At 36.6% G+C, this 24,693-nt stretch carries 26 protein-coding genes; 20 read left to right on the top strand and 6 right to left on the bottom strand.

Annotation, left to right across the window (positions count from 1 at the left end):
- Positions 1–3: 3 nt before the first annotated feature.
- Both MKY60_RS18395 and MKY60_RS18390 read right to left on the bottom strand, forming a co-directional pair.
- Entirely contained in the window at positions 4–285 is a 282-nt protein-coding gene (locus MKY60_RS18395; protein WP_093495621.1) for a hypothetical protein, read from the bottom strand.
- Between the two features lie 161 nt (positions 286–446).
- The gene (locus MKY60_RS18390; protein WP_090566355.1) at positions 447–971 is read right to left on the bottom strand and encodes a YceI family protein; all 525 of its coding nucleotides are present in this window, start codon (positions 969–971) and stop codon (positions 447–449) included.
- 249 nt (positions 972–1,220) lie between these two features.
- On the opposite strand from MKY60_RS18390, the gene MKY60_RS18385 reads away from it, so the two are divergent.
- The 6 genes from MKY60_RS18385 to MKY60_RS18360 all read left to right on the top strand — a co-directional run bounded on the left by MKY60_RS18385 (position 1,221) and on the right by MKY60_RS18360 (position 9,033).
- Positions 1,221–1,526 carry a winged helix-turn-helix transcriptional regulator gene (locus MKY60_RS18385; RefSeq protein ID WP_090566358.1) on the top strand — a complete coding sequence of 102 codons (306 nt, stop codon included), beginning with the start codon at positions 1,221–1,223 and terminating at the stop codon, positions 1,524–1,526.
- A gap of 78 nt (positions 1,527–1,604) precedes the next feature.
- Positions 1,605–2,522: a UDP-N-acetylmuramate dehydrogenase gene (gene murB, locus MKY60_RS18380; protein ID WP_093495619.1), complete on the top strand. Its 918-nt coding sequence runs from the start codon at positions 1,605–1,607 to the stop codon at positions 2,520–2,522.
- Positions 2,523–2,797: 275 nt separating this feature from the next.
- On the top strand, positions 2,798–5,155 hold the full coding sequence (locus MKY60_RS18375) for a penicillin acylase family protein (protein ID WP_340930878.1): 2,358 nt from the start codon (positions 2,798–2,800) through the stop codon (positions 5,153–5,155).
- Positions 5,156–5,443: 288 nt separating this feature from the next.
- Positions 5,444–5,818: an ArsR/SmtB family transcription factor gene (locus MKY60_RS18370; RefSeq protein WP_340880582.1), complete on the top strand. Its 375-nt coding sequence runs from the start codon at positions 5,444–5,446 to the stop codon at positions 5,816–5,818.
- Positions 5,802–7,898, top strand: coding sequence for a heavy metal translocating P-type ATPase (locus MKY60_RS18365; RefSeq protein ID WP_340930877.1), 2,097 nt, complete (start codon positions 5,802–5,804; stop codon positions 7,896–7,898). Before MKY60_RS18370 ends, MKY60_RS18365 begins: the two co-directional genes overlap by 17 nt.
- Positions 7,899–7,917: 19 nt before the next feature.
- Positions 7,918–9,033, top strand: a complete 1,116-nt coding sequence (locus MKY60_RS18360) for a GNAT family N-acetyltransferase (protein WP_093495615.1) — start codon at positions 7,918–7,920, stop codon at positions 9,031–9,033.
- A gap of 41 nt (positions 9,034–9,074) precedes the next feature.
- On the opposite strand, the gene MKY60_RS18355 is transcribed toward MKY60_RS18360, so the two are convergent.
- Positions 9,075–9,230: a lmo0937 family membrane protein gene (locus tag MKY60_RS18355; protein WP_139175992.1), complete on the bottom strand. Its 156-nt coding sequence runs from the start codon at positions 9,228–9,230 to the stop codon at positions 9,075–9,077.
- A 109-nt stretch (positions 9,231–9,339) separates the two neighbouring features.
- On the opposite strand from MKY60_RS18355, the gene MKY60_RS18350 reads away from it, so the two are divergent.
- The 7 genes from MKY60_RS18350 (at position 9,340) to MKY60_RS18320 (ending at position 15,011) form a co-directional block, all read left to right on the top strand.
- Positions 9,340–9,618, top strand: coding sequence for a late competence development ComFB family protein (locus MKY60_RS18350; RefSeq protein ID WP_333474083.1), 279 nt, complete (start codon positions 9,340–9,342; stop codon positions 9,616–9,618).
- 309 nt (positions 9,619–9,927) lie between these two features.
- Entirely contained in the window at positions 9,928–10,347 is a 420-nt protein-coding gene (gene mntR, locus MKY60_RS18345; RefSeq protein ID WP_241597944.1) for a transcriptional regulator MntR, read from the top strand.
- Positions 10,348–10,837: 490 nt separating this feature from the next.
- Complete coding sequence (locus tag MKY60_RS18340) at positions 10,838–11,698, top strand: CvfB family protein (protein WP_090566380.1); 861 nt, start codon at positions 10,838–10,840, stop codon at positions 11,696–11,698.
- Positions 11,699–11,788: 90 nt separating this feature from the next.
- Positions 11,789–12,703, top strand: a complete 915-nt coding sequence (locus tag MKY60_RS18335; protein ID WP_093495614.1) for a DUF1002 domain-containing protein — start codon at positions 11,789–11,791, stop codon at positions 12,701–12,703.
- A gap of 219 nt (positions 12,704–12,922) precedes the next feature.
- Positions 12,923–13,891, top strand: a complete 969-nt coding sequence (locus MKY60_RS18330) for a ring-cleaving dioxygenase (RefSeq protein ID WP_340930876.1) — start codon at positions 12,923–12,925, stop codon at positions 13,889–13,891.
- A gap of 33 nt (positions 13,892–13,924) precedes the next feature.
- Entirely contained in the window at positions 13,925–14,206 is a 282-nt protein-coding gene (locus MKY60_RS18325) for a GNAT family N-acetyltransferase (protein ID WP_093495612.1), read from the top strand.
- Positions 14,207–14,537: 331 nt separating this feature from the next.
- Positions 14,538–15,011, top strand: coding sequence for a DUF4064 domain-containing protein (locus tag MKY60_RS18320; protein ID WP_241597932.1), 474 nt, complete (start codon positions 14,538–14,540; stop codon positions 15,009–15,011).
- A 17-nt stretch (positions 15,012–15,028) separates the two neighbouring features.
- On the opposite strand, the gene MKY60_RS18315 is transcribed toward MKY60_RS18320, so the two are convergent.
- The gene (locus MKY60_RS18315; protein WP_093495611.1) at positions 15,029–15,520 is read right to left on the bottom strand and encodes a GNAT family N-acetyltransferase; all 492 of its coding nucleotides are present in this window, start codon (positions 15,518–15,520) and stop codon (positions 15,029–15,031) included.
- A 259-nt stretch (positions 15,521–15,779) separates the two neighbouring features.
- Between MKY60_RS18315 and MKY60_RS18310 the strand changes: the two genes are divergently transcribed.
- Positions 15,780–16,121 carry a hypothetical protein gene (locus MKY60_RS18310; protein ID WP_340930875.1) on the top strand — a complete coding sequence of 114 codons (342 nt, stop codon included), beginning with the start codon at positions 15,780–15,782 and terminating at the stop codon, positions 16,119–16,121.
- Positions 16,122–16,163: 42 nt separating this feature from the next.
- Here the strand turns inward: MKY60_RS18310 and MKY60_RS18305 are convergent, their stop codons facing one another.
- Positions 16,164–17,291 (bottom strand): MFS transporter, encoded by a 1,128-nt coding sequence (locus MKY60_RS18305; RefSeq protein WP_093495610.1) that lies wholly within the window; start codon positions 17,289–17,291, stop codon positions 16,164–16,166.
- A gap of 121 nt (positions 17,292–17,412) precedes the next feature.
- Here MKY60_RS18305 and MKY60_RS18300 point away from each other — a divergent pair, with 121 nt between their 5' ends.
- The 5 genes from MKY60_RS18300 to MKY60_RS18280 all read left to right on the top strand — a co-directional run bounded on the left by MKY60_RS18300 (position 17,413) and on the right by MKY60_RS18280 (position 21,405).
- On the top strand, positions 17,413–18,300 hold the full coding sequence (locus tag MKY60_RS18300; protein WP_093495609.1) for a diacylglycerol/lipid kinase family protein: 888 nt from the start codon (positions 17,413–17,415) through the stop codon (positions 18,298–18,300).
- A gap of 113 nt (positions 18,301–18,413) precedes the next feature.
- Positions 18,414–19,205 carry an AraC family transcriptional regulator gene (locus MKY60_RS18295; RefSeq protein ID WP_340930874.1) on the top strand — a complete coding sequence of 264 codons (792 nt, stop codon included), beginning with the start codon at positions 18,414–18,416 and terminating at the stop codon, positions 19,203–19,205.
- A 79-nt stretch (positions 19,206–19,284) separates the two neighbouring features.
- Positions 19,285–20,052, top strand: coding sequence for a membrane protein insertase YidC (gene yidC, locus MKY60_RS18290; RefSeq protein WP_090566410.1), 768 nt, complete (start codon positions 19,285–19,287; stop codon positions 20,050–20,052).
- 80 nt (positions 20,053–20,132) lie between these two features.
- Positions 20,133–20,378 (top strand): hypothetical protein, encoded by a 246-nt coding sequence (locus tag MKY60_RS18285; protein WP_090566413.1) that lies wholly within the window; start codon positions 20,133–20,135, stop codon positions 20,376–20,378.
- Between the two features lie 181 nt (positions 20,379–20,559).
- Positions 20,560–21,405 (top strand): M15 family metallopeptidase, encoded by an 846-nt coding sequence (locus MKY60_RS18280; RefSeq protein WP_241597928.1) that lies wholly within the window; start codon positions 20,560–20,562, stop codon positions 21,403–21,405.
- 186 nt (positions 21,406–21,591) lie between these two features.
- On the opposite strand, the gene cls is transcribed toward MKY60_RS18280, so the two are convergent.
- Entirely contained in the window at positions 21,592–23,046 is a 1,455-nt protein-coding gene (cls, locus tag MKY60_RS18275) for a cardiolipin synthase (protein ID WP_241597926.1), read from the bottom strand.
- Positions 23,047–23,204: 158 nt separating this feature from the next.
- Between cls and MKY60_RS18270 the strand changes: the two genes are divergently transcribed.
- Positions 23,205–24,599, top strand: coding sequence for an L-cystine transporter (locus MKY60_RS18270; RefSeq protein ID WP_093495606.1), 1,395 nt, complete (start codon positions 23,205–23,207; stop codon positions 24,597–24,599).
- The last annotated feature ends 94 nt before the right edge of the window (positions 24,600–24,693 follow it).

Below are 24,693 nucleotides of genomic sequence, written 5' to 3'. Positions count from 1 at the left end.
GTTTTACGAAGATATAGTGTTTGTCTCCGTTTTTGAACTTTTTTGTAAATCTAAAATAAGTGGATCTGAGCTTCCTAGTAAGTTTGTTTGTTTCTGCTGGAGATCGATGCGCATTTTTTCAGTTTCTAGTAAAAAGTTATTATATTTGAGTTTTTCTAGTTCAATTTCATCTTTTATAATTGATGATTTCACTTTTTGCGATTTTCGTAGATGTGTTGTCCAAATTGCAGTAAGCGGTATTGAAAACACCATAACAATGGCAACCAATCCTATAAGTTCTTCCATTTATATCCCTCCAAAGCTTTTATATAAGTATATACGAAAATCTAAAATAAAAGTTTCAAAATTTAAAAAACTACTCTGAATAATCTTAGAGTAGTTAAATGCCATCTATCATTCAAAGAGGCTATCCTAAAGCTTAGGATAGCCTCTTGTAATTTAGTCTATTAAGCTGGGTTTAGTTCAAGTTCAACAGTGATTTTGATATCTTCGCCAACTAGAACTCCACCAGTTTCTAATGCTTGGTTCCAAGTTAAACCAAATTCTTTACGGTTAACTTTTGTATCAGCAGAGAAAGCTACTACTTCTTGGCCCCATGGATTAGTACCTTTACCACCATATTCAACATCAAATGTTACTGTTTTTGTAACGTCTTTAATTGTAAGGTCACCAGTTACGTCATACTCACCATCATCTGTTTTCTTAATATCAGTTGCTATAAATTTGATGCTTGGGTAAGTATCTGCGTCAAAGAAATCTCCAGATAGTAAGTGGTTATCACGATCTCCATTATTTGAGTTGATAGATTTTACATCAATGTCAAAGCTAATTGTAGCGCCAGTTAAATCTTCCGCATTCCCATCTAAGTCTGCTGTAAAATTAGTGAAAGATCCTTTTACTTTTGAAACCATCATGTGTTTTACTGAAAAGTCGATTGTAGAATGTGCAGCGTCAAGATTGAATTTTGTCATTGTTAATTTCCTCCTAAGATTCGTTTTTTTTAGTATAAAACAATATTGTTTTGAAATCAAGAGTTTTTATTTCGAAACAATATTATGGAACTATAACTTCCTTTACCTATTTGTTTAAGGGATAAATATTAAGTTACTTTATGTAACTAAATATAAATTAATACATTGGTTACGTCAAGTAATTAAATTACTTTAATTTTACAAACGGAGCTAAAAAGACTATAATAGGAAGCAATAGAGGTGAATCAGATGAAAGAAACGTTATTATGTCCAAGGTTGTCAAAGGCAATGGAATTGCTAGGAAAAAGATGGACTGCCCTCATCGTGCATCAACTAATGGATGGAGCAAAACGATTTAATGAAATTGAGTCGTCACTTCCTATAAGTGGACGGTTGTTATCGGAACGTTTAAAGGAACTTGAAAAAGAGGGAATAGTTCAAAGAACTGTCTTTTCAGAAGTACCTATACGGGTAGAATATAACTTGACGGAGAAAGGTCTTGCGCTAAAAGAAGTAGTTGGCGGAATTGAGACTTGGTCTAAAGAATGGTTATAGTATTTTCGCTTGATATATTATGAGTGAAAATGCATACTATGTAAGGGTAACAGGCTAATGTAGAAAGGATTGTCTCTTTTGAATAAACAAATATGGTTTCAAAGCTTAAACGAAAAACTAAATCCAGAAAATATAAAAATAGATGAAGCATTGAATTTGCACACAGTAACTAAAATGGGTGGTAAGGCAGATTTATTTGTAACGCCTACTACTCAAGACGAGGCGGCCTTTGTTGTTCAATATGCACATGAGCACGATATACCGTTATTACTACTTGGAAACGGGTCAAATATGGTTGTTCGTGATGGTGGAGTTCGAGGAATTGTGCTACGATTAGAAAATTTAAATAAAATTATAATTGATGGAAACCGTGTGATTGCCGAGAGTGGTGCCGATATTATTGATGTGTCAAGGGCAGCGGCACAGGAATCCCTAACAGGCTTAGAATTTGCTTGTGGTATTCCTGGCTCTATTGGCGGAGCCATGGCTATGAATGCTGGAGCTTATGGCGGAGAAATCCAAGATGTAATTGTTCAGTGTACAGTGCTAACTCCGGCTGGAGAAAAGCTTGTTCTTTCAAAAGAGCAATTAGAGCTAGGTTATCGGAAAAGTATAATTACAAAAAAGGGCTATTATGTATTATCGACTGAGTTTTTATTGGAAAAAGGGCATAAGGAAGAGATCGATGCAAAAATAGCAGATCTTACTTTTCAACGTGAATCAAAACAGCCTTTAGAATACCCTTCTGCTGGTAGTGTATTCAAAAGACCCCCAGGATATTTCGCAGGAAAGCTCATTCAAGACAGTGGCTTGCAGGGTAAAGGTTTTGGGGGAGCAGAGGTTTCCACGAAGCATGCAGGCTTTATCGTAAACAAAAATAATGCTACTGCAACTGATTATATTAGTACGATTGAAATGGTGAAAGAAACAGTAAAAGAAAACTTTGGCATCGAGTTAGAGTTAGAAGTGAAAATTGTTGGGGAAAATATAGATTAATACAAGCCTAGACCTATGAATATAATTATTCATGGGTCTTTTTTTGTTTAAATTCAACATATCTGGTCCAAGTGTGAATCCTTAATGTCATACGAGAGCGATATGGTTTTTATACGAGAATATTGCTTATGTAAACAAGAGCGATCCACTGCTATTTAAGAATGATACTTATGCATTATGGTATAGATACATTATCCTGCGATTTCGCTTGTTCTTGGAAGGGAATTTTCTAAAAATGTCGAATAATGTTAAGGATAACTAAGGGGGCTTGGCTTATGAGAAAAGGGTGGAAAATTACTGCCTGGATTTTAGGTATTATTGTTGTATTAGGAGTTATTGTGGTTATTGGGTTGAATATGTATTTGTCTAGCACGAAGGCAATTATTGAAGGGGAACTTGCGATGGAGGTACTGGACTCGGATGTAAAAGTCGTGCGAGACACTAACGGGGTTCCACATATTACTGCACAATCAGATGCTGACCTTTACCGAGCGCAAGGGTTTGTGCAAGCACAAGATAGACTTTTTCAAATGGATTTGGCTAGAAGACAAGCTAGTGGTCGTCTTGCAGAAGTTGTAGGGGAGTCCGCGGTTGATACAGATAAGTTTTTCTTAACCTTCAGCTTACGTGATGCTGCTGAGAAATCTTATGATGGATATAGTGAGGAAGCAAAGGAAGTATTGAAATGGTATGCAGAAGGAGTCAATGATTTCATTGAATTCGCAAAAGAAGAAAATAAATTAAGCTATGAATTCAAATTACTAGGGTATGATCCAGAAGAGTGGACTCCAACTGACTCCCTGGCGATTGGGAAATATATGGCGTATGACTTGGGTGGAAACTGGTCAACACTTGCAATCAGACATTGGGCTTTAAGCGAATTAGATGAAGAAAAGGCGAAGGAGCTTTTTATAACATATCCTGAAAATGCCCAATCTATTATTGAAGCGAATATTAGTAAACCAGTAAATGTAAGTGGTTACTTTGATTCTTCCGTTTTACCGAACGAATTTAATGGTAGTAATAACTGGGTAGTAAGCGGGGAAAAGACAGCGAGTGGGCTTCCATTACTGGCAGACGACCCGCATTTGGGACTGAGTACACCATCCATTTGGTACCAAATGCATCTAAAATCTCCAGAACAAAATGTGAGTGGCGTTATATTTGCTGGTATACCCGGCATTATTCTTGGTCATAACGAAGAGGTTGCATGGGGTGTAACGAATGTAGGACCGGATGTACAGGATCTTTACATCGAAACGCCAAATCCTGATGACCGTACACAATTCTTATATGAAGGGGAATGGGAGCAGGCAGAGGTTCGTAATTCACCTATTAAAGTAAAGGGACAGGATGATTTGCCCTTTGAAGTAGTAGTGACACGACATGGTCCTATTATTTCTGATGTCTTATTTAAAGACGAGAAGGCTTCTGCATTGTTTTCTATGCAGTGGACCGCATTAGAACCTACACTTGAATTACAGGCAATATTGAAAATGAACAAATCGTCTAGCTGGGAAGAGTTTGAAATAGCCTTGGAAGACTTCCATGCACCAGCACAAAACTTTGTGTTTGCAGCTAAAGATGGAACGATTGCATATAAAGCGAATGGTAAGATACCTTTAAGAAAGACAGGAGATGGCCAATTGCCTGTACCTGGAGACTCAGCTGATTATGACTGGGAGGGCTTTGTTCCTTATGATGAACTTCCAATTGTCGTGAACCCAGAAGAAGGCTTTATAGCAACAGCAAACAATGAAGTCGTGGATGATTCCTATCCATATCATATTACTAATTTTTGGGCTCAATCGTATCGATATGAACGAATTGCCGAAGTACTTGAAAGTAAATCAGATATAACAAAAGAAGATATGATGAATTTACAGATGGATCAAACGAATTTATATGCTAAAGAGTTCTTAACACAAATGCTTGGGTCGGTTGAAAAACTAGATGCCAAGGGTGAATATAAAGAAATCCTCTCCTTGTTGAAGCAATGGGATCAAGTTGATGATAAAGACCAAGCAGGTCCGCTTGTATTTCATAAATGGATGAAGGAACTACCTCAGACTCTGCTAGAGGAAGAAATGCCTGAAGATGTATATTCGATGTTACCTGGTAAAGGTAATATTTCAGATCAATTATTACGAAAAGGCTATAATAATGAGCAAAGTGCTTGGTTAGAATCATACGGTGGTGTAGACAAATGGGTATATGAATCATTTGTAGAAGCAACCGAAGAAATATCCGAGGAGTTTGGATCTAACGAAAAGAAATGGAAGTGGGGCGATTACCATCAGCTAACGTTTGATCATCCTCTAGGAGGGGCTTCTCCAATTTTAGCTTATCTGTTAAATCCAACTCCAGTACCTATCGGAGGATCCAATATAACTGTTCAAGCAGCTGGATTCGGGGAAGACGGAAAAGTGGATCATGGAGCGTCTTGGCGATTTGTTGCAGATTTGGCTAATTTAAATGAGGGTTATCATATCGTTGGACCAGGGCAAAGCGGTCACATGAAATCTGAGTGGTATCATAGCCAAGTAGATGATTGGGCAGAAGGAAACTACCATACTACTGTAATAGACGGTAATGTGGAAGAAGGATATGAATTATTATTAAAAGCAAACTAAAAATAAGGCAGCCGAAGACATATTTGTCTTCGGCTGTTTTATTAATTGGAAATATAATCCCTTTAGCAAGTAAGTTGCAATTTAAAGCAAGTAAAGGAGTCTGGAGCACAAGTAAATTCCTCATGAAAGCAAGTACAAAACAAAGGAGAGCAAGTAAAAGATAGGTGAAAGCAAGTAAACAAGAAATAATATCAAAAACATTCAAATAAACATTTGAATAAGTTGCGTTTTGAATTTATTGAACATATACTATTATCAATCAAACGATCATTTGAATGAGGTGAAAATATGCAATCGAAAGACATGTGTGAAGTAACAAAGATAAACGAAGATGTAGTACTTTCCGTAAAGAAGCAAATGCCAGAACTAGCAATGGCTGCTCAAATTTTTAAAGCCCTTGCAGACGAAACAAGACTGAAAATAGCATATGCATTAACGATAGAAGAAGAGCTTTGCGTTTGTGATGTTGGAGAAATTATAGGTTCGTCGACAGCGACAGCATCCCACCATTTACGATTTTTAAGAGATATATCTCTAGCTAAATCACAACGTAAGGGAAAACAAGTCTATTATTCGTTAGCAGACCATCATGTGAATGCGTTAGTAAAGCTCGCATATGAACATGCGATAGAAGAGGGTGAAAAGGATGGGGAAAGCAGCTAAGCAAGAATATCGATTGGAGAATCTTTCGTGTGCCAGTTGTGCCATGAAATTTGAACATAACATTAAAAACCTCCCTGAGGTTGAAGATGCAACGGTTAATTTTGGTGCATCTAAAGTATCCGTCATTGGAAAAGCAACAGTAGAGGAAATTGAAAAAGCTGGAGCATTCGATGGCATAAAAGTGACAACTGTCAAACAGCGTCAACCAGAAAAAATTCCTTTCTTTAAACGAAAAGAAAATGTATTAACGGTTATTTCCTTTGTTTTTTTAGTATCAGGGATTATCGGATCTTTTGTTTATGAGGAATCGCATCCGCTTTCAATAGGATTATTCATCGTTTCTATAGTAGTGGGAGGCTTTGACTTATTTAAAGGAGGGCTAGTCAATTTATCACGTTTTTATTTTGATATGAAGACACTTATGACGATTGCGATTATTGGAGCGGCGATAATTGGGGAATGGCGCGAGGGAGCTGTAGTAGTATTCCTATTCGCGGTAAGTGAAGCGTTAGAGGCTTACTCGATGAACAAGGCGCGTCAGTCAATCAGTCAATTAATGGATATTGCACCGCCAACAGCAACAATACGCAAAAATGGCAAGTTAATAGAGGTTGATACAGACTCTATTCAAATAAATGATGTGCTGATTGTAAAACCAGGACAAAAAATTGCCATGGATGGAATCGTTATAAAAGGTACTTCAGCAGTCAATCAGGCTTCGATTACCGGAGAATCCGTGCCAGTTATGAAGTCGATAGAGGATGAAGTATTTGCTGGCACACTAAACGAAGAAGGGTCTCTTGAAGTAAAAGTGACGAAGCGAGTAGAAGACACGACCATAGCGAAAATCATCCATCTTGTTGAAGAAGCACAAGCGGAGAAAGCTCCATCTCAAAAGTTCGTAGATAAGTTTGCGAAGTATTATACACCTGTGATTATTATGATTGCTATATTAGTCGCTACAGTTCCTCCAATTTTCGGGGCTGATTGGCAAACATGGATATACCAAGGACTTGCAGTCTTAGTAGTAGGCTGTCCGTGTGCATTAGTAGTTTCTACTCCCGTTGCAATTGTAACAGCAATTGGTAATGCAGCGAAACAGGGGGTATTGATCAAAGGTGGAATTCACTTAGAGGAGATTGGTCGACTTCAAGCAATTGCATTTGATAAAACAGGTACGTTAACAAAAGGATATCCAGAGGTAACACATGTAGAAGCAGATGTACCAAAAGAATTCATTCAAAAAGTTATGTCAATCGAAAATTACTCTCAGCATCCACTTGCTCAGGCTATCGTTAAATACGGTGCAAAAGAGCAAATTGATAGTATAGAAATCGAGCAATTCCAATCTGTCACCGGTAAAGGGGCAGAGGGAGTAGTTGAAGGAACGAAATGGTCAGTCGGAAGTGTTAGTTGGATTTCCTCTATAAGTAGTGTTTCATTTGAAGTCACAACTAAAATTGAGCAACTACAAACAGAAGGAAATACAGTCATGCTAGCTTCAGCAGATGGTGTTTATCAAGGGTTTATAGCTGTTGCAGATCCAGTACGTCCAACAAGTAAGATTGTACTAGAAAAACTGAAAAAAGCAGGTATACGTCATACTGTTATGCTGACAGGAGATGACAAACGTACAGCAAACGCAATTGCGATGAAGCTAGGAATGACCGATGTAGAGGCGGGGCTAATGCCAGAACAAAAACTTTCTGCTATAAAATCCTTAATAGGTAAGTACAGGACGGTTGCAATGGTTGGAGATGGTGTTAATGATTCTCCTGCATTAGCAGCAGCAACTGTTGGTATTGCAATGGGTGGAGCAGGAACAGATGCGGCACTTGAAACAGCGGACGTGGCTTTAATGGGAGATGACCTAGAAAAGTTACCTTATACAATCCGTTTAAGTCGAAAAGCATTGCATATTATTAAAGAAAATATTATGTTTGCATTAGGATTAAAAATAATTGCACTGCTCCTCATTATTCCTGGGTGGTTAACTTTATGGATTGCCATCTTTGCAGATATGGGGGCTACATTACTAGTAGTGCTGAATTCTTTGCGTCTTATAAAGGTAAACAAATAGCACATACGGAGGCGGGAATATGAAGCTTACGGAATGGACGATGGAAGAACAAGAGCAGCTAATCCATTTCATGACGACAAATAGTTGGCCGTTTCATGGAAATTCACACCCAGCAAGAGAACTAATAGAAAAAACGATTGAAGAGGGTGGATATCAATCGGATGAAGTGAAAACCTTTTGGATTGAAAACGAATCAAATGAAAAAGTTGGTTTTGTTAAAATTTATGATTTACAAGATGAGATTCCCCTTTTTGACTTGCGCATTGCTGATCATGCTAGGGGTAGCGGCTATGGACCAAAGGCATTAAAACTTGTTGCAGAATATGTGTTTCAATTGCCAGAAGCGAAAATTCGTTTAGAAGGACATACAAGACAAGATAATTTTGCGATGCGAAAAACCTTTGAGCGAGCGGGATTTGTCAAGGAAGCTCAGCTACGTCAAGCTTGGTTCTCCCCTAAAGAGGATTCTTATTATGATGCAGTAACATATGGCCTGACACGAGAAGATTTCTTAAAAGGAACTGCCACACCTGTAAAATGGGATGAAGATTTTCACAAACCTGCACCTGTTAAAGAGGAACTGACCTTCCCCGAGGAATTTTACACAGAGCGTTTGTTGATACGGGCACCTAAAGTGGAGGATGCCGAAGAAATTTGGAAGGCGATAATCAATTCAGATGCAGCTCTAAAAGAGTGGATGAACTGGGCGCAAAAAAAACAATCATTGGAGCAAATCACTACTAATATGCGCCAAGCAGTGGCGGATTTTATAACTCGAAAAGATTTAAGACTTCAGTTATATTTAAGAGATACCGGTGAATTTGTAGGTGCTTCTGGATTACATCGAATTGATTGGGACGTTAGGAAATTTGAAATTGGCTATTGGATTGATAGTAAGTTTGAAGGAAAAGGACTAATGACGGAAGCATGTGAACGTATCACTCAATTTGCATTTGAGGAACTACATGCCAATCGAGTAGAAATTCGATGTGATAGTGAAAATGTCCGAAGCCGCTCTGTTGCAGAAAGAGCTGGATTTACACTGGAAGGCGTCCTGCAAAAAGATTCTTTATCTGCGGATGGGAAGAAGTTAAGGAATACATGTATATATGCTTATGTAAGAGAATCCATATAAAGATATAATAAAAGGTGTTGCCGATTTGGCAACACCTTTCCCTACAGTGATCGTTTTCCGCTGATTAGTTGAACTACGAAGATGATACCTGCGATAATTAATAGTGCGTGAATAAGCCCTCCGCCAATCTTCAATACTAAACCAAGTAACCAAAGTACGATTAATACAACGATGATTCCCCATAAAATTTTACCCATCTGAATATCATCCTCTCTTTTTTTTTATTTACCAGTAATATTGATATTAACAAGTTACCCTTTTGGGTATAGTATTAAACATGCTTCCATTTTTAAATGCATGAAAGGAGTGTTGTCATTGCTTACGAATGTGATGCAAGAAATAGTTCATAGTCTTGTCAGAGTAATGATGAGAGGATCGGAATACCAAACCTTTTGCAAATGTGAACAATGCGAGCGAGATATTATCGCATTGAGTTTAAATACATTGCCGGCACATTACGTTACAACAGAAAAAGGAAGAACAGCTGTTTTCGAACGTTTAAATACAACCGAAAACTTAGAGTGGATCAACAAAAGAATTATTCATTCTATTTATGTTGTGGGGAAATATCCACATCGTCACTAAAAACCTTGTCTTTATTTGATAAGGTTTTTCATATGTTTCGTTACTAAAAGGTGAATGCTGTTCAATCAGCTTCTGTCCAGTTCGAGCGTCTAGCCCATAGAGTCGCTTCAGAATTGCGAATAAAGGTGAAAAGTTCCTTAATAGTAATTCAGCAATTGTTCCAGCGTTCAGCTTGTTGCTGAAGAAAGTTATAGGGGCTGACGTAGATGCTTGGAATTTTCATAAGGTATATAGGAAAAAATATCTATAATTGTGATAGAGTCTTCATTGTAGTAAAATATATAGAGCAGAGATGAAAGGAAGATATATATGCCAACACCAAGCATGGAAGACCATATCGAACAAATTTATTTGTTAATCGAGCAGAAAGGGTATGCTCGCGTGTCTGATATTGCAGAAGCATTGTCTGTATTACCATCTTCCGTAACAAAAATGGTTCAAAAACTAGATAAAGATGGCTTCTTAATATATGAAAAGTATAGGGGACTAACTCTTACCGCAAAAGGAATGAAACTTGGCAAAAAATTGGTGAAAAGACATGAACTTTTAGAAGATTTCTTACGGATCATTGGTGTTAAAGAAGAGAATATTTACAATGATGTAGAAGGAATTGAACATCATTTAAGCTGGAACTCCATCGACCGTATTGCGGATTTAGTATTATTTTTAGAGGAGAACCCAGCATTACAGTCAAAGCTTTTAGAATTACAAGACCCAGATAGTGAGTAATCTTTCGACAATAAATAGTAAGCAATATGAAACAAATCTTGATGTATTGGCTTGGAATCTAGAAAAAATGAAAGAATTACATGGTTTGGATATGTGCATTTTAGAATATAAATAGGGTTATACATACAACCTAAAAAGGGTTGAGTTTTTCTGAGTGTTGTAAAACGTTTTCTTCAGTATTATATGAGGTAATTGATAATAAAGGTTTTTTTCACACTTTAGTGGGGATGCATTTGCATTTGTTGTTTACGATTTAGACGAATCGGTTATAGGGGAAGTAGCACATAATGTTCTTTTGAAAGTTCATGATATAAGGAACGGTAATAAAGCCGCTGTAGTTTGGACAAACATTGTCGGTAAGTTAGGGTGGAGCAGTGTTACAAAAGCTAGATAAAGTATCATTGTTTATCTGAGCTGACAAAGCGTTCTATAAATCTAATGAAACAGGGTAAGATCAGTACCATATTTGGTCAGAAGGAGAGCGGTAATTTTGATAGGAACAGCATCAGGAGAAATAGTAAAGTTACAAGTGAAAGAACAAGACGGATCGAAATGGATTTTAGCATATGATGGAATGGACATTCCGCTAAATGCTTCAGAAGCACCGGAGGACTTAGAAGTTGGTGGCACAATTGAAGCATTCTTGTTTGTGGACAGACGAGGCAATTTATCTGCTACAACGCAGCTTCCATCTATCCAAAAGGGCACATACGGTTGGGCTCGGGTTATTAAAGTAGCTGATAGAGAAGGTGTTTTCGTCGACATTGGTACGTCCAAGGAAGTTCAGGTGAAAGAAGACGATCTACCGAAAATAAAAGAATTATGGCCAGCTGTTGGTGATCATTTATATATGACTCTCCGCACAGATAAAGATGGTGAGTTATTCGGTCGTTTAGCAACAGAAGACCGTGTAGAGGAATTGTATATTGACGCTCCAACGACATTATTCAATCAGAATCTTCAAGCACGTGCATACCGCTTACTTCCTGTAGGTACCTTTTTGTTAAGTTTTCCAGAAAACTATCGAATTTTTGTTCATGAATCAGAACGCCTTAATGAACCGCGATTAGGTGAAGATTTGACTGTTCGCATTATTGATGTGAAAGAGGATGGATCACTGAATGGATCACTACTGCCTCGTAGACATGAACGTTTAGGGGACGATGCAGAATCTATATTCCGCTACCTAAATGATGTCGGCGGTAAAATGCCATTTACAGACAAGTCGTCTCCAGACGAAATCCAAGAAATGTTCAGCATGAGTAAAGCAGCGTTCAAACGCGCCTTAGGTAAACTTATGAAAGATAAAAAAATTGTACAAGAAGATGGCTGGACACAATTGAAAATGTAATTCATACGGAGTAAAGAGAATCGATTAGTCGGAACTTTTTACTCCTGTTTTCGTATTATTGAGGGAATGGAAGAGGAAGGGGTTAATAGAATGAAGAAATTATTGTTGCCATTCATTACAGCGATGTTATTAATTGGTATGATCATTGCACCTACTTATTCATTGGCAGATTCAGATGGCTCCACTGAAGAAGTCGTAAACGAAAAGTTTGGTGCACCTATCGTGGTATATGGTGGAAACCTAACTGCTGAACAAAAAGAAAGTGTAAAGAAAAGTTTGAAAATAACAGATAAATCAGATGTTCAAGAAATAGAGGTAACTGGTAAGGACCTAGCAACGTACTTACAGGATGGAGACGCATCTGCAAGAATGTTCTCTTCTGCTAAAATCACTCGTAAAGATGCAGGGAAAGGTCTAGTGATAAGCATTGTTACACCAGATGATATTACCGAGGTAACTTCTGAGATGTATGCTAATGCAATGCTAACAGCAGGAGTTCAGGATGCAGTAGTAGAAATCGCTGCACCTAAGCCTGTAACTGGCCATTCAGCCCTAGTAGGGATATACAAAGCATATGAGGTTACGGGTGAAAAACTAGATCCAGAACGCACAGATGTGGCAAATGATGAACTTTCAATTGCTACTAATCTAGCAAAAGATGCGGGTATTGATGAAGCAAAAGTAAGTGAATTATTAACAGAAATTAAAAAGCAAATTGCTGAACAAAACCCAGTTTCCCGAGAAGAAGTGGAGAAAATCGTTTCCGAGCAATTAGCCAATCTAAAAATTGAGCTTTCGGATAAAGATCGTCAGCTGCTAATCGATTTAATGGACCGCATTCGTCAACTAGATATCGATTTCAGTCAATGGTCAGATGAACTGAATGATTTAAGTAAAACAATTGAAGACAAGATTGGAGAAATAGTCGACAATGAAGGATTTTGGGAAAGTGTCAAAAACTTCTTTAGCGATTTAATAGATTCTATTCGCTCAATCTTCAACTAATATGTGAGCCCTCCGTCTTAAACAATTGATAGGAGGGCTTTGTTTTGTTCGGTGGAATAATTTGGGGATATGCTCACTCTCGTATAGCCCCTATTCTCTCGCAGGTGGCAATCTTCTAAAGCGAAGCCTATGTGCTATTATTTGCACAAAAAAAGATTACTTGATATTATTAAGTTAATATATCTCGACTTCAAGATAAATTCATTAGGAGGTAGACAAATGAGATTAGCGGGAATCCACCACGTCTCAGCAATAACTGCTGACGCCGATAAAAATCATGACTTTTATACAAGAATATTAGGAATGCGATTAGTGAAAAAAAGTGTAAATCAGGATAACCCGTCATCCTATCATTTATTTTACGCAGATGCGGTAGGTACACCTGGTACAGATATGACATACTTTGACATACCGCAAGCAGGACGAACATATCCTGGTGTATCTAGTATTAGTAACACAGGTTTCCGTGTCAAAAGCGAGAAAGCTCTACAATTTTGGAAAAGTAGATTTGAGAAGTTTGATGTACCACATGACTCCATAACTGAACGATTTGGTCGTAAGACGCTTTACTTTGAAGACTTTGAGGGTGCACGACATATGCTAGTTGTCGATAATGGAGCTGGAATACCTTATGGTGAAGCATGGGTAAGGAAGGAAATTTCAGCTGATAATGCAATTATTGGCTTAGGTCCGATAAAGCTTACTGTTCGAAAATCAGCCGCTACAATAAAAGTATTAACAGAAATACTTGGATTTGAGTTAGCAGGTTCCTATCCTTCCGACATCAAAGAAATGCCACATATCCAAGTTTATACAACAGGTAAAGGTGGTCCTGCTGGAGAGGTTCATTTGGAGACACGAACTGATTTACCGATGGAGCGTCCTGGACGTGGTAGTGTACATCATGTAGCCTTTAGAATTCCTTCGTTGGAGGATTATCCGAAATGGGAGGAGCGTTTACGCGAAAACGGCTTTATGACATCTGGATTAGTGGACCGATACTACTTCAAGGCAATCTATTTCAGAGAACCGAATGGTATTTTATTTGAACTGTCTACGGATGAGCCGGGGTTCGACACGGATGAACCATTGGAGAATTTGGGAGAAACACTAGCTCTACCTCCTTTTTTAGAATCAAGGAGAGTGGAAATTGAAGCAAAGTTGCGTCCGCTATCAATCAATAAATAAATATGCTAAAATTCAGAAAAGGAGTGGTTAAAGATGGAACTTCAACTCAAAGAATTAGGAAATGATGTTTATGCGTATCAGTATATTCAAGAGGGAGAAAGACTTGGGGAAATTACCTGGACCTTACTTGGGGATGTAATGGTGATGGATCACACATATGTTTCTGATAAGTTGAGAGGTCAGGGAGTTGCTAAAAAGTTATTAGATAGCGCTGCTTCTTATGCGAGAGAGCAGGAGCTAAAGATGGAGCCGGTTTGCTCGTACGTAGTAGCGGCTTTCTCGAAATCTGATGAATATGATGATGTAAAAGCATAAAACAAAAAGGCAATCCACTTCTAAATAGAAAAGGATTGCCTTTTTATGATGACCATATTAAATTTGTGTAAAAAATACTAGAATTCCTGTTAATGCCGATGCACCTGCTAACGTATAAAGGAAATCTGACTGGTTAAAAATTAACTTTTTCTCCATGAAATCTCATCCTCTCATTTCTCATTGGTAGTCTATTAGTATTAGTACCCATGTTCATATTTTTTTAAACAAGTTTAATCAGTTTCACGGAGGGGACATTAAAATTATACGAAACTTTTTTAAGTATTTATCGTAGAATTAAAAGGAACATATAAAAATGAGGGGACTGAACTTTATGTCACGTACAGGAGAAATAGCATTAGGTGTCATTAGTGCAATTATGACATTACTTAGTATTATTTTAGTAACAATTTTAGTGGTAACTGGAAGTAACGCAATGAATGATGAATTATTCAATAGTGAATTCCAAGATATCATTGCAGAGGATCCAACCATGACAGAAACGGATTTACAAATTATAAACGATAATATGCCTGCAGTTATTGATGCGTTTAGCATATTTGGTTGGGTATTTGTTTTCATTCTTGTAATTAGCTTAATCTTGAATGTTATTGGAATTATTTCTATTTCAAAAAATAAAAACCCGAAATTAGCAGGAATTATGTTTATCATAGCAGGCTTATTTGCAGGTATACTATCGCCGACATCAATTCTATTGTACATTGCAGCAATCTTGTGTTTTGTCCGCAAACCACCTGTGCAACTAGCGGAGCAAGAAGAATACTATACTACAGAGAAAACACTTTAAATAACAAAAACACCGACCTAATAGGCCGGTGTTTTCAATAGATATACATATTTTGCAGTAGTTAAAGGATGTCCTTCAAAGTATTCATCGAATTCTTCTAAACACTCAAAACCGAAATTTTCATAAAAATGACGAGCGCTATCATTCTCGCTTTCAACGTAAACAAATAGTTGTCGACCAGCTGGCATCTCATTTAGCCCCGCCAATAATAGTTTTTTTCCATAACCAATATGTTTGTACTCTGGCAATACATAAATTGCAGTTAGTTCCGCGTCGCCGTCTTCGTCCACATATGTAAAATTGGCAAAACCAATAGGCTTACCTTCATATTCAGCGACTAAGAAAATAGTTTTTTCTATTCTTTTGACTAGCATCATAGGGGAATAAGCTTTTTCTAAAAAAAGCGTTTGTATGTCAATAGGTATAATGTTTTTATATGTATCGTTCCAACTGACCTTTGCGATCTGTTGAATCATCGAAATATCATCTAACGTAGTCGCCCTAATCATTTGAAATCACCTCTGAATTCTTTTTGTAATCATAACAAAAATAACTCTAATCTTCTACAAATATATAGAATTAATATCAATTAGAAATCAAAATGTAATATAATTGGGTAAACTATTCCTTTTTAGGAATGACAAAGTATAAACCTTCTGAGCCATATAGTAGTGTTTTCGATATTTTAAGATTAAAATCTACTTAAAATTAGGTGTGAATTTATTCATAGTAGGGTATATAGATTATATATAAAACTTGGAGGTTATTATGATGGCAAAAAACAAATCACTTTTATTAGCAGGATTAGCAGCAGGTGCTTATGCTTATTTTAGGAAAAAAGAGAATCGTGATAAAGCAATGGTAGCATTTAATAATACAAAATCTAAAGTGAATGCTTACATAGACTCGCAGAAACACCAAAAATCTGATTTAACGGGAGCGGGACATCCTGATCCTCACGATATACCAGATAACAATATGGTAGATGAAGGGGCTATGACAAGCGTTCAGTACTATAATGAAGAAGTACAGGAAAAGTCGAAGAAGTCTTCCAAGGATATTGAAGATGTAGAAAAGAAACCTAACCTTAATGATCAAATAACATTATAGTGCTAATAAAACAGGAGTGTGTATAACCACACCCTGTTTTTATTATTTCCTCCAGGCAAGTGCCAAAATAGACACGGTAATCAATATGGCTCCTGTCAACGTAAATCCGCCGGTGGCATCTAGTTCCAGAAAACCTGTAATGCTTGATCCTACAACGACTCCAATAGAAAAGAATGCGTAGAAATAGCCATAAGCCTTTCCGCGATATGCCTGTTCACTTGAATCGATTAAAAGTGAGTTTATAGAAGGAAATAGAAACGCAAACCCTATTCCATATAAAGCCATCCAGACATAAAGTATGCTCAGTGGATCTGTATGTCCAAGTAATAGCATACTGATTCCCATGATACACATCCCAAAAGCAAGTGTGTAGACCGGCTTCACTCGGTCGAATATTCGGTTTATCGGAAGTATAAACACTAGAATAGCAACAAAACCAAACGTACTTAAAAGTAACCCACTTGTTTTAGTGTCAAACCCCAGATGTAATACCTTTAGAGGTAGCATATAAGCTAATACCCCTTGAGAGAACATTAAGAAAAACGCACCTGCAAATGACTTTATTATTCCATTCTGTTGAAAAATGGAGCGCACTGAGTATGGTGAGGAATCTACCTTATCCTCCCTTTCTATAGCTATTTTTCTTAACAAAACTAAAGATAATATACTTAATACAAGCATAATGGAACCTGTCATCCCTAAAACAAATACTTCACCTTGTTTGCTAGCGAGTATCCCACTAGTTGCTGGACCTACAATTGCGGCAAGTCCTACAAATGCCCCAGATAGTGCTACCCCTTTGCCACGTTTATCCTTTGAAGTTTTATTGGCCGAATAAGTAAACGCTGCAGGTACAATTAGTCCAGCAACTAAACCATGTAAAAAACGTATAACTAATAACCCAACAGGATCGCTGGCAAATTGGTAAAGGAATAACGAGATGCTCGTCGAAAACAAACCGATGATGAGGATATAAAAGGGTCCTTTTCTATCCGTTAAAAATCCTGAAACAATATTACCAATTGTATTCGAAAGGGAGTACATTCCTACCACTAAACCTGTTACAAAGGGAGTAGCACCAAGCGATTCGGCAAAGGGACTCATAATTGGTAATTGGGAAAATAAGTCGAAGAACGAGAAAAAAATAATAATATATATAAAAAAGTGCATCGCAGCTCCTCATTTCTATAGTGATCTTTACTTAAGTCTAACAGTTATTAATAGTATAAAGGTTTTAATATTATCGAAAAAGGGAATTTGTAACAAACAAAATATGCTAGGAGGAAATCATATGAAGGCAATGTTTATCTATAATCCATCTTCTGGAAAAGCAGATGCAGAGCAGTATAAAGAAACCACTATTAATGTATTAGAAGGATTAGGATATAAAGTTATCATTAAGGAGACAGAAAAACAAAATGATGCAACGGTATTTGCCAAAGAGGCCTGCGCAGAAAAAATAGACTTTTTACTGGCGATGGGTGGAGATGGGACAATAAATGAAGTAGTAAACGGTCTTGCAGAACAACTGCATCGTCCTTTATTCTCATTTATTCCACTTGGCACAGTAAATGATTTTGCACGTGCACTAGGAATTCCATTAGACCCTCACCTAGCCATTGAAGCGGTGAAAATGACTCACACACAAATGGTTGACATTGGTCAGATAGGTGATAAATATTTTATGAATATAGTAGCAATCGGTGAAATAGCTAGCCGTGTAGCAGAAGCAACTGTTGAACAAAAAACAAAAATGGGCTCACTTGCTTATCTTTTAGAAGGTATGAAAGCTATTATATCGGATGAAGAAGTAGAAATGACAATTACACACGATTCAGGTATTTGGAAGGGAACGCCTTTGCTTTTACTAGTGGCGTTAACGAATTCAGTAGGTGGGTTTGAAAAGATGGTAAACTCAGCTGAGGTAAATGATGGAAAGTTACATATTTATATTATAAAACAGGCAGGACTTACTTCTATAGCAAGAATGGGCGCTAAAATATTATTGGGAAATCTAGATAAGGATAATGGAGTTGAAGTGATTGAAACAAGCAGTGTGTTAATAGAATCAGAAAACCCATTGTATTGTAATGTGGATGGGGATGAAGGAGACTGCACACCATTAGAAATTAAAGTATTACCTAAGCATATAAAAATGTTAATTCCTCAAAAAAACTAATACGTAATAGTTGAAATAACTTTTATTTTCCAGGATAATGATATAGGTTGATACAACATACCTAATAGGTTATTATGATTAAAAAGACCTAAAACGAGGAAAATGAGGTACATATGAGGACTGTAGAGAAGCAATTTTTAGAAAATTTTTCCAAAATATATAATAGAGAAACTGGTGTGACAACAAAAGTAGAGGGTTTAGATTTCTTCTTAGAATTAGAAGAACAGCTATTTCAAAAAATGTTTTCCTTTGAATTAACGGAAGCAAAACAAATTTTGAGAAGCATAATAGATATAATAATAGCTAGAACACGTAAAAATATGATTCTAAACGTAAAATATTACTTCATACAACTATCAGCTGTCATGGCGAGAAAATTACACGAAAGTCAAGTACCGACTGATAAGGTTATGGCTTTTAATATTGCATGTGTAGAAACAATTGAGACGAAAATGAGTGATGCACAATTTTTACTATGCGCGGATGAGCTGGTAGAGTTTTTTGTGATGGTAATAACGGAAAGAAAGAAACCGTCATTTGGGCATCAAACAGTAAACAAGGTCATTCTTTATATTAATGATGAAATAGAAAAGAATTTAACAGTAGAGGATATTGCTAAATATTTCAATATAAGTACTAGTCATCTTTCTCGAATCTTTAGAGAGCATACGGGTGTTACTCTTGTGGAATATTTAAATGTTCGTAAAGTAGAAGAATGTCAGTACTTTTTAAGAAATACAAATAAGGCTATATCCGATATTTCGAATAGTTTTCATTTTTGTAATCAAAGCTATTTCACTCGCATATTCAAAAAGTATACAGGACTAACTCCGAAGCAATATCGTGATAACCAAGAATATCCAAGTTTTAATTATAATTTTCCTAATGAACAACAATCGGGTTAAATATTTTGGGTTATATTTGATAAATAGCTTCATAGTAAGGTATACTTCTTTATAGTTTGATGAGTGAAGGTGAATAGACATGAAAAAGAAGATTAGTTTATTTTCTATTCTTATATTTGCGGCATTAGTGCTTAGTGGGTGCTCTGGAGTAGAAAACAAAGAAGGTACTTTTTATAATATTTTTGTTCGACCTTTTGAATTTCTTATACATTTCTTTGGAGAAATGTTCAATGGTAGTTATGGTTTAGCGATTATCGCGATTACTGTACTTATTCGTCTTGTTCTTATGCCTTTAATGCTTAAAAATTATAAAAACCAACAAGGCATGAAACAAAAAATGGACAAGCTGAAACCAGAAATGGACGAAATCCAAAAGAAACTAAAAGAAACAAAAGATAAAGAACAGCAAATGGCTCTACAACAAGAAATGATGGGGTTATATCGTAAGCATGGGGTAAACCCACTAAACATGGGTTGTCTGCCAATGATTATTCAGATGCCTATTGTTATGGGATTGTATTTTGCAATTCTTTATTCAGACGATATTAAAACACATCCATTTTTATGGTTTAACTTAGGTTCTCCAGATATTGCGATGACATTAATTGCTGGAGCAGTTTATTTCATCCAAGCGAAAGTTTCATTATGGACAGTACCAGAGCAGCAGCAGAAACAAATGAAGATGATGATTTATATTTCACCTATTATGATTATGTTTATTTCCTTTAGTTCGATGGCTGCATTGCCGGTTTATTGGGCTGTCGGTGGACTATTATTAATATTCCAAACATATTTGGGGCGTAAATTTTACTCGAATCATCCAGAAAAAGCAGAAGAATCTGTATAACATTAAAACGAAGCGCTTGTTGCTTCGTTTTTTTCTTGAGTGTCCAGACTTCCAGCGCTCTTCATAGGAGGTGTATAGGAATGAAAAGAAATTGGATTTTTGGCCTACTTATCGCAGCGGTCAGTATTTCTGCATTGGTATTTATTATTAAAGGAAATATTAATATGGCTGTCTTATTTATGACGGCAATCTTCGCATTAAGTAATGGCTTCCGAGCGATCAGCTTTAAAGAAAAAGGATTCGTTAAAGAGGCAAAATGGATGAAGGGTATGTCCATATTGTTTATTGTCCTATTTTTTGTTGTGTTATTTCTGCTATTTTTTTAATAAGAAAATAAGAGCGTATTTACCTATCGTGGGTAGATGCGCTTTTACTTATTTAGGAGGATTCAATTATCGAGAAGGATGGTTATAATTATTTTGGTTAGTTTAATTTGAATACGAGAATAGTTATTGGAAAAATGGTAAACTAGAAATAACGTAATAAGAAAGAAGGAAGTCCAAAAATATGCAGTCAAGATATAATTTGTTACAGGAAAAAAAGAAAAAAAAATGGCCATATATTGTTTCTGGAACTATTGCAGGACTACTGATAGGAGTAATTGTAGTTTGGGTAGGGATGAATCAATGGAGTATCGATAAGAGTATAGAGGAACTTCGTAATCTTACAGAGGGTAAACAAACGATAGTTGTAGATAAAACAGAAGAACCTATTATAGAAGAACCTATTGTTGAAGAACCAAAACAGGATGTTCCTGTTAAAGAAGAGCCTGTTATAGAAGAAGTAGATATGTCTGGTGCAAAGGGCTATGTTGGAAATGAAGTATTGCCTCAGGAACCCACAATAGTAAACGGTGTACTAATCGCTAGCAAAAAGTATCCTCTTCCCTCGACCTATGCCCCTGGTGAAAGCAAAGAGGCAAGAGCAGCATTTCAAGAAATGGCTGCTGAGGCAACTTTGTCTGGCTATGACCTTATAGCTTTCAGTACATATCGATCTTTTGACTATCAAACTCAGTTGTATGATCGTTATGTGACGAATGACGGTCAAGATGCTGCAGATCGTTATAGCGCACGTCCTGGCTATTCTGAACATCAAACGGGACTAGCCTTTGATATAGGAGAGCAACACTTTGAGCAACATTTTGCGAAGGAAAGCTTCGGTGAAACGGAGGCCGGGAAGTGGGTGGCTGCCAATGCCCATAAGTACGGATTTATCATGCGTTATCCTAATGGATCAGAAAAAATTACAGGCTATATGTATGAGCCTTGGCACTTCCGGTATGTTGGTGAAGAATTAGCTGTTCAAGTGTATGAAGCAAACGTAACCTTAGAAGAGTTCTTGGATCTCTAAGTGACCAGAATAAGAATATTGAAAAGAGGTTTCCATTTCTGGAAACCTCTTTTTTGGAAGAATAATATTATTTATAAAAATATCATAAGATAATTATGAAGCGACAAGAATGTCCTAAGCATGCTGCTGAAAACGATAGAAACAGGTCTTATTCTTAAAAGGATTTTTCGGTAATTTGTAGTTTTATTAAAGTATTGGTGAAATCAGACGGGCTAATGACTCTTTAAATTTAATAATTCTAGATCTACTTTCGTATACTTCCATAGTCATCTCCGTGGATAACTTCATATCCTCTTCAAATAATTCAGCTAACTGATGAGAAGTTTCACGGTCATATATAAATGCATTTATTTCAAAATTTAATTTAAAACTTCGCACATCAATATTTGCGGTTCCCACCGTAGAAGCCTCATCATCAATAACAATCATTTTGGTATGCAAAAACCCATTTTGGTAAATATACACTTTAGCTCCAGCTTTTATTAAATCCCCAACATATGAATAAGTTGCCCAGTAAACAAAAATATGATCAGGTTTGTTTGGTATCATGATTCTTACATCAATACCAGAAAGACATGCGATTCGTAACGTGTCCATGAAGCTAGCATCTGGGATGAAATATGGAGACTGTATATAAATATATTTTTTAGCCATCATAATTAACTTAAGGTACCCATTTTTTATTTGTTCCCATTCGGAATCAGGTCCACTTGAAACAATTTGTAAACCAACGGAACCTTTCATCGGAATAGCTGGGAAAAATATGTCAGAGTACTCGATATCATGCTCTGTTGAGGCTTGGTTCCAATCGAGAATGAATCGAGTTTGGAGCGGATGGACTGAACTACCTTCAATACGTAAATGCGTATCGCGCCAATATCCAAATTTCTTTTTTAGCCCAAGATATTCATCGCCAACATTAAACCCTCCGATATACCCTATTCTTCCATCAATTACGACAATTTTTCGGTGGTTCCGGTAATTCATACGTGGATTGATTAGTGGGAAGATAGAAGGGAAAAATGCTTCTACACGACCACCCAGCGCAATAAGTTCTTTAAAATGCTTCTTTCTTAAAGAACGCGATCCAGTATCATCGTATAAAATTCTTACTTTTACCCCTTGTTTTGCTTTTTCTAACAATGCCTGATAAATTTGTTGACCAAGTGAATCTAATCGAAATATATAGTACTGAATGTGGATATGATCCTTTGCATGTTCAATATCGCGAATGAGTGCATCAAACTTCTCTCGTCCATCGATGAAAATTTCTACTTTATTGTCTTGAGTTAAGACAGCTTGGTTATTATGTAAATGCATGACGATTAACTCTTTGTAGTGCATAGCATCATCTAAACGAAAATCGAATGAGTCGTCTTCAATAGCTTCCATTTGAAATTCAATGAGCTTATCGATACCGATCTTGTTTTTTCCTTCCCAACGGAATAATGTTTTTTTTCTTAGCTTTCTTCCAAACAATAAGTAAATACCAAAGCCTAAGATCGGAATAAAGAAAAGGACTAGAATCCATGCCCAAGTAGCAGAGGCATCTCGACGTTCTAAAAATATTAGAGCAATCGCCAAAGAAATATTTAAAATTAGAATGCCGGAAACGATAATACCATAAAAACTTGCTATCAAATTTTCACCCCCCCGGTGCCTGTTTATTTATTTCTAGTATAGCCGATTTGTCTCAAAGAAAGTAGGGTAGACATATATTAAGTAGAAAGTAATTCCTACTTGACCAATAGGGATAAAAGTATTATTATATGGTGAGCACAAAAGATGGAGGTCTTTATATGAATTTATTATTTATTATTCTTAACATTGTAGCTTTACTGCTTTTAGTTGGGGTATTAATCATAATGCAAAAAAAACATGTTTCCTTTTCGAAGCGTGTATTTACAGCACTAGGATTGGGTATTTTACTTGGGTTAATATTGAATATTGCCTATGGGGTAGATTCGGAAGTATTAGCAGAAACAGTTCCTTGGTACAATCTGATTGGTACTGGTTACGTAAAATTATTACAAATGATCGTTATGCCATTGGTATTCATCTCTATTTTAGGGGCGTTTACAAAAATTACGATTGGTAAAAACTTTGGTAAAATGGCGGCAATTATTTTAAGTTTCTTAATAGGAACAACTGCCATTGCTGCTGTTATTGGTATTAGCTCTGCGGCATTATTCGATTTGAATGCAGAACAAATCATTCAAGGGGATGCAGAAACAGAACGTGCAGAATACTATGAAGGTCGCTCTGCAGAAGTTGCAGATAAAGCACTTCCAGACCAAATGCTAGACTTATTACCTGCAAACCCATTTTTAGATTTTACAGGAGCACGTCCAACGTCAACTATCGGTGTTGTTATCTTTGCGGCATTTTTAGGCTTTGCTTATTTAGGATTAGCTCGTAAAGAGAAAGAAACTGCAGCTATTATTAAAACTGGCATTGATGCAGTTTACAAACTAATTATGCGAGTAGTAACGCTAGTACTTCGCTTAACTCCGTTCGGAATTTTAGCGATTATTGCAAGAACCGTTGCGACATCAGATTTTGGTGCGATTTATAATTTAGGTAAGTTCGTTCTTGCTTCTTATGTAGCGTTAGCAGTAGTCTTTGCTATCCATTTATTAATCATTACGCTATCTGGATTAAATCCAATTACGTATGTTAAAAAGGCAGCAGAACCATTAATTTTTGCATTCACTTCACGATCAAGTGCAGGAACATTACCGATTAATATTAATGCACAAACGACTAAAATGGGTGTATCAGAAGGAGTTGCTAACTTTTCTGGATCGTTTGGGTTATCTATTGGTCAAAACGGTTGTGCCGGAATTTACCCGGCTATGCTAGCATTTATGATAGCTCCATCAGCTGGTATCAATCCATTAGATCCTATGTTCATCCTAACTGTAGTTGCAGTAGTCGCAATTAGTTCCTTTGGTGTTGCAGGAGTTGGAGGCGGCGCAACATTTGCTGCAATCCTTGTTCTATCTGCATTAAATTTACCGGTTGCATTAGCAGGGCTTCTAGTATCTGTTGAACCGTTAATAGATATGGGACGTACAGCAGTAAATGTAAGTGGTTCAATGACTGCTGGTGTCGCAACTGCGAAAATCACTGGGGAATTAGATAAGGACCTATATAATACACCTTTAAGTAAAATAGTAACTGAAGAAGCATAAAATATTATTAGAAAAGCTATCCTTTCAAAGGATGGCTTTTTTTCCAAGGAAAGCATCCGCCCTTCGCTACAATCAACATCATATCTATAATTCT

The sequence above is a fragment of the Psychrobacillus sp. FSL K6-1415 genome, from assembly GCF_038003185.1.
GTDB classification, from domain to species: Bacteria; Bacillota; Bacilli; order Bacillales_A; family Planococcaceae; genus Psychrobacillus; species Psychrobacillus psychrodurans.
The sequence above is the reverse complement of the archived record's forward strand: the minus strand, read 5'-3'. Positions and strand labels throughout refer to the sequence as shown.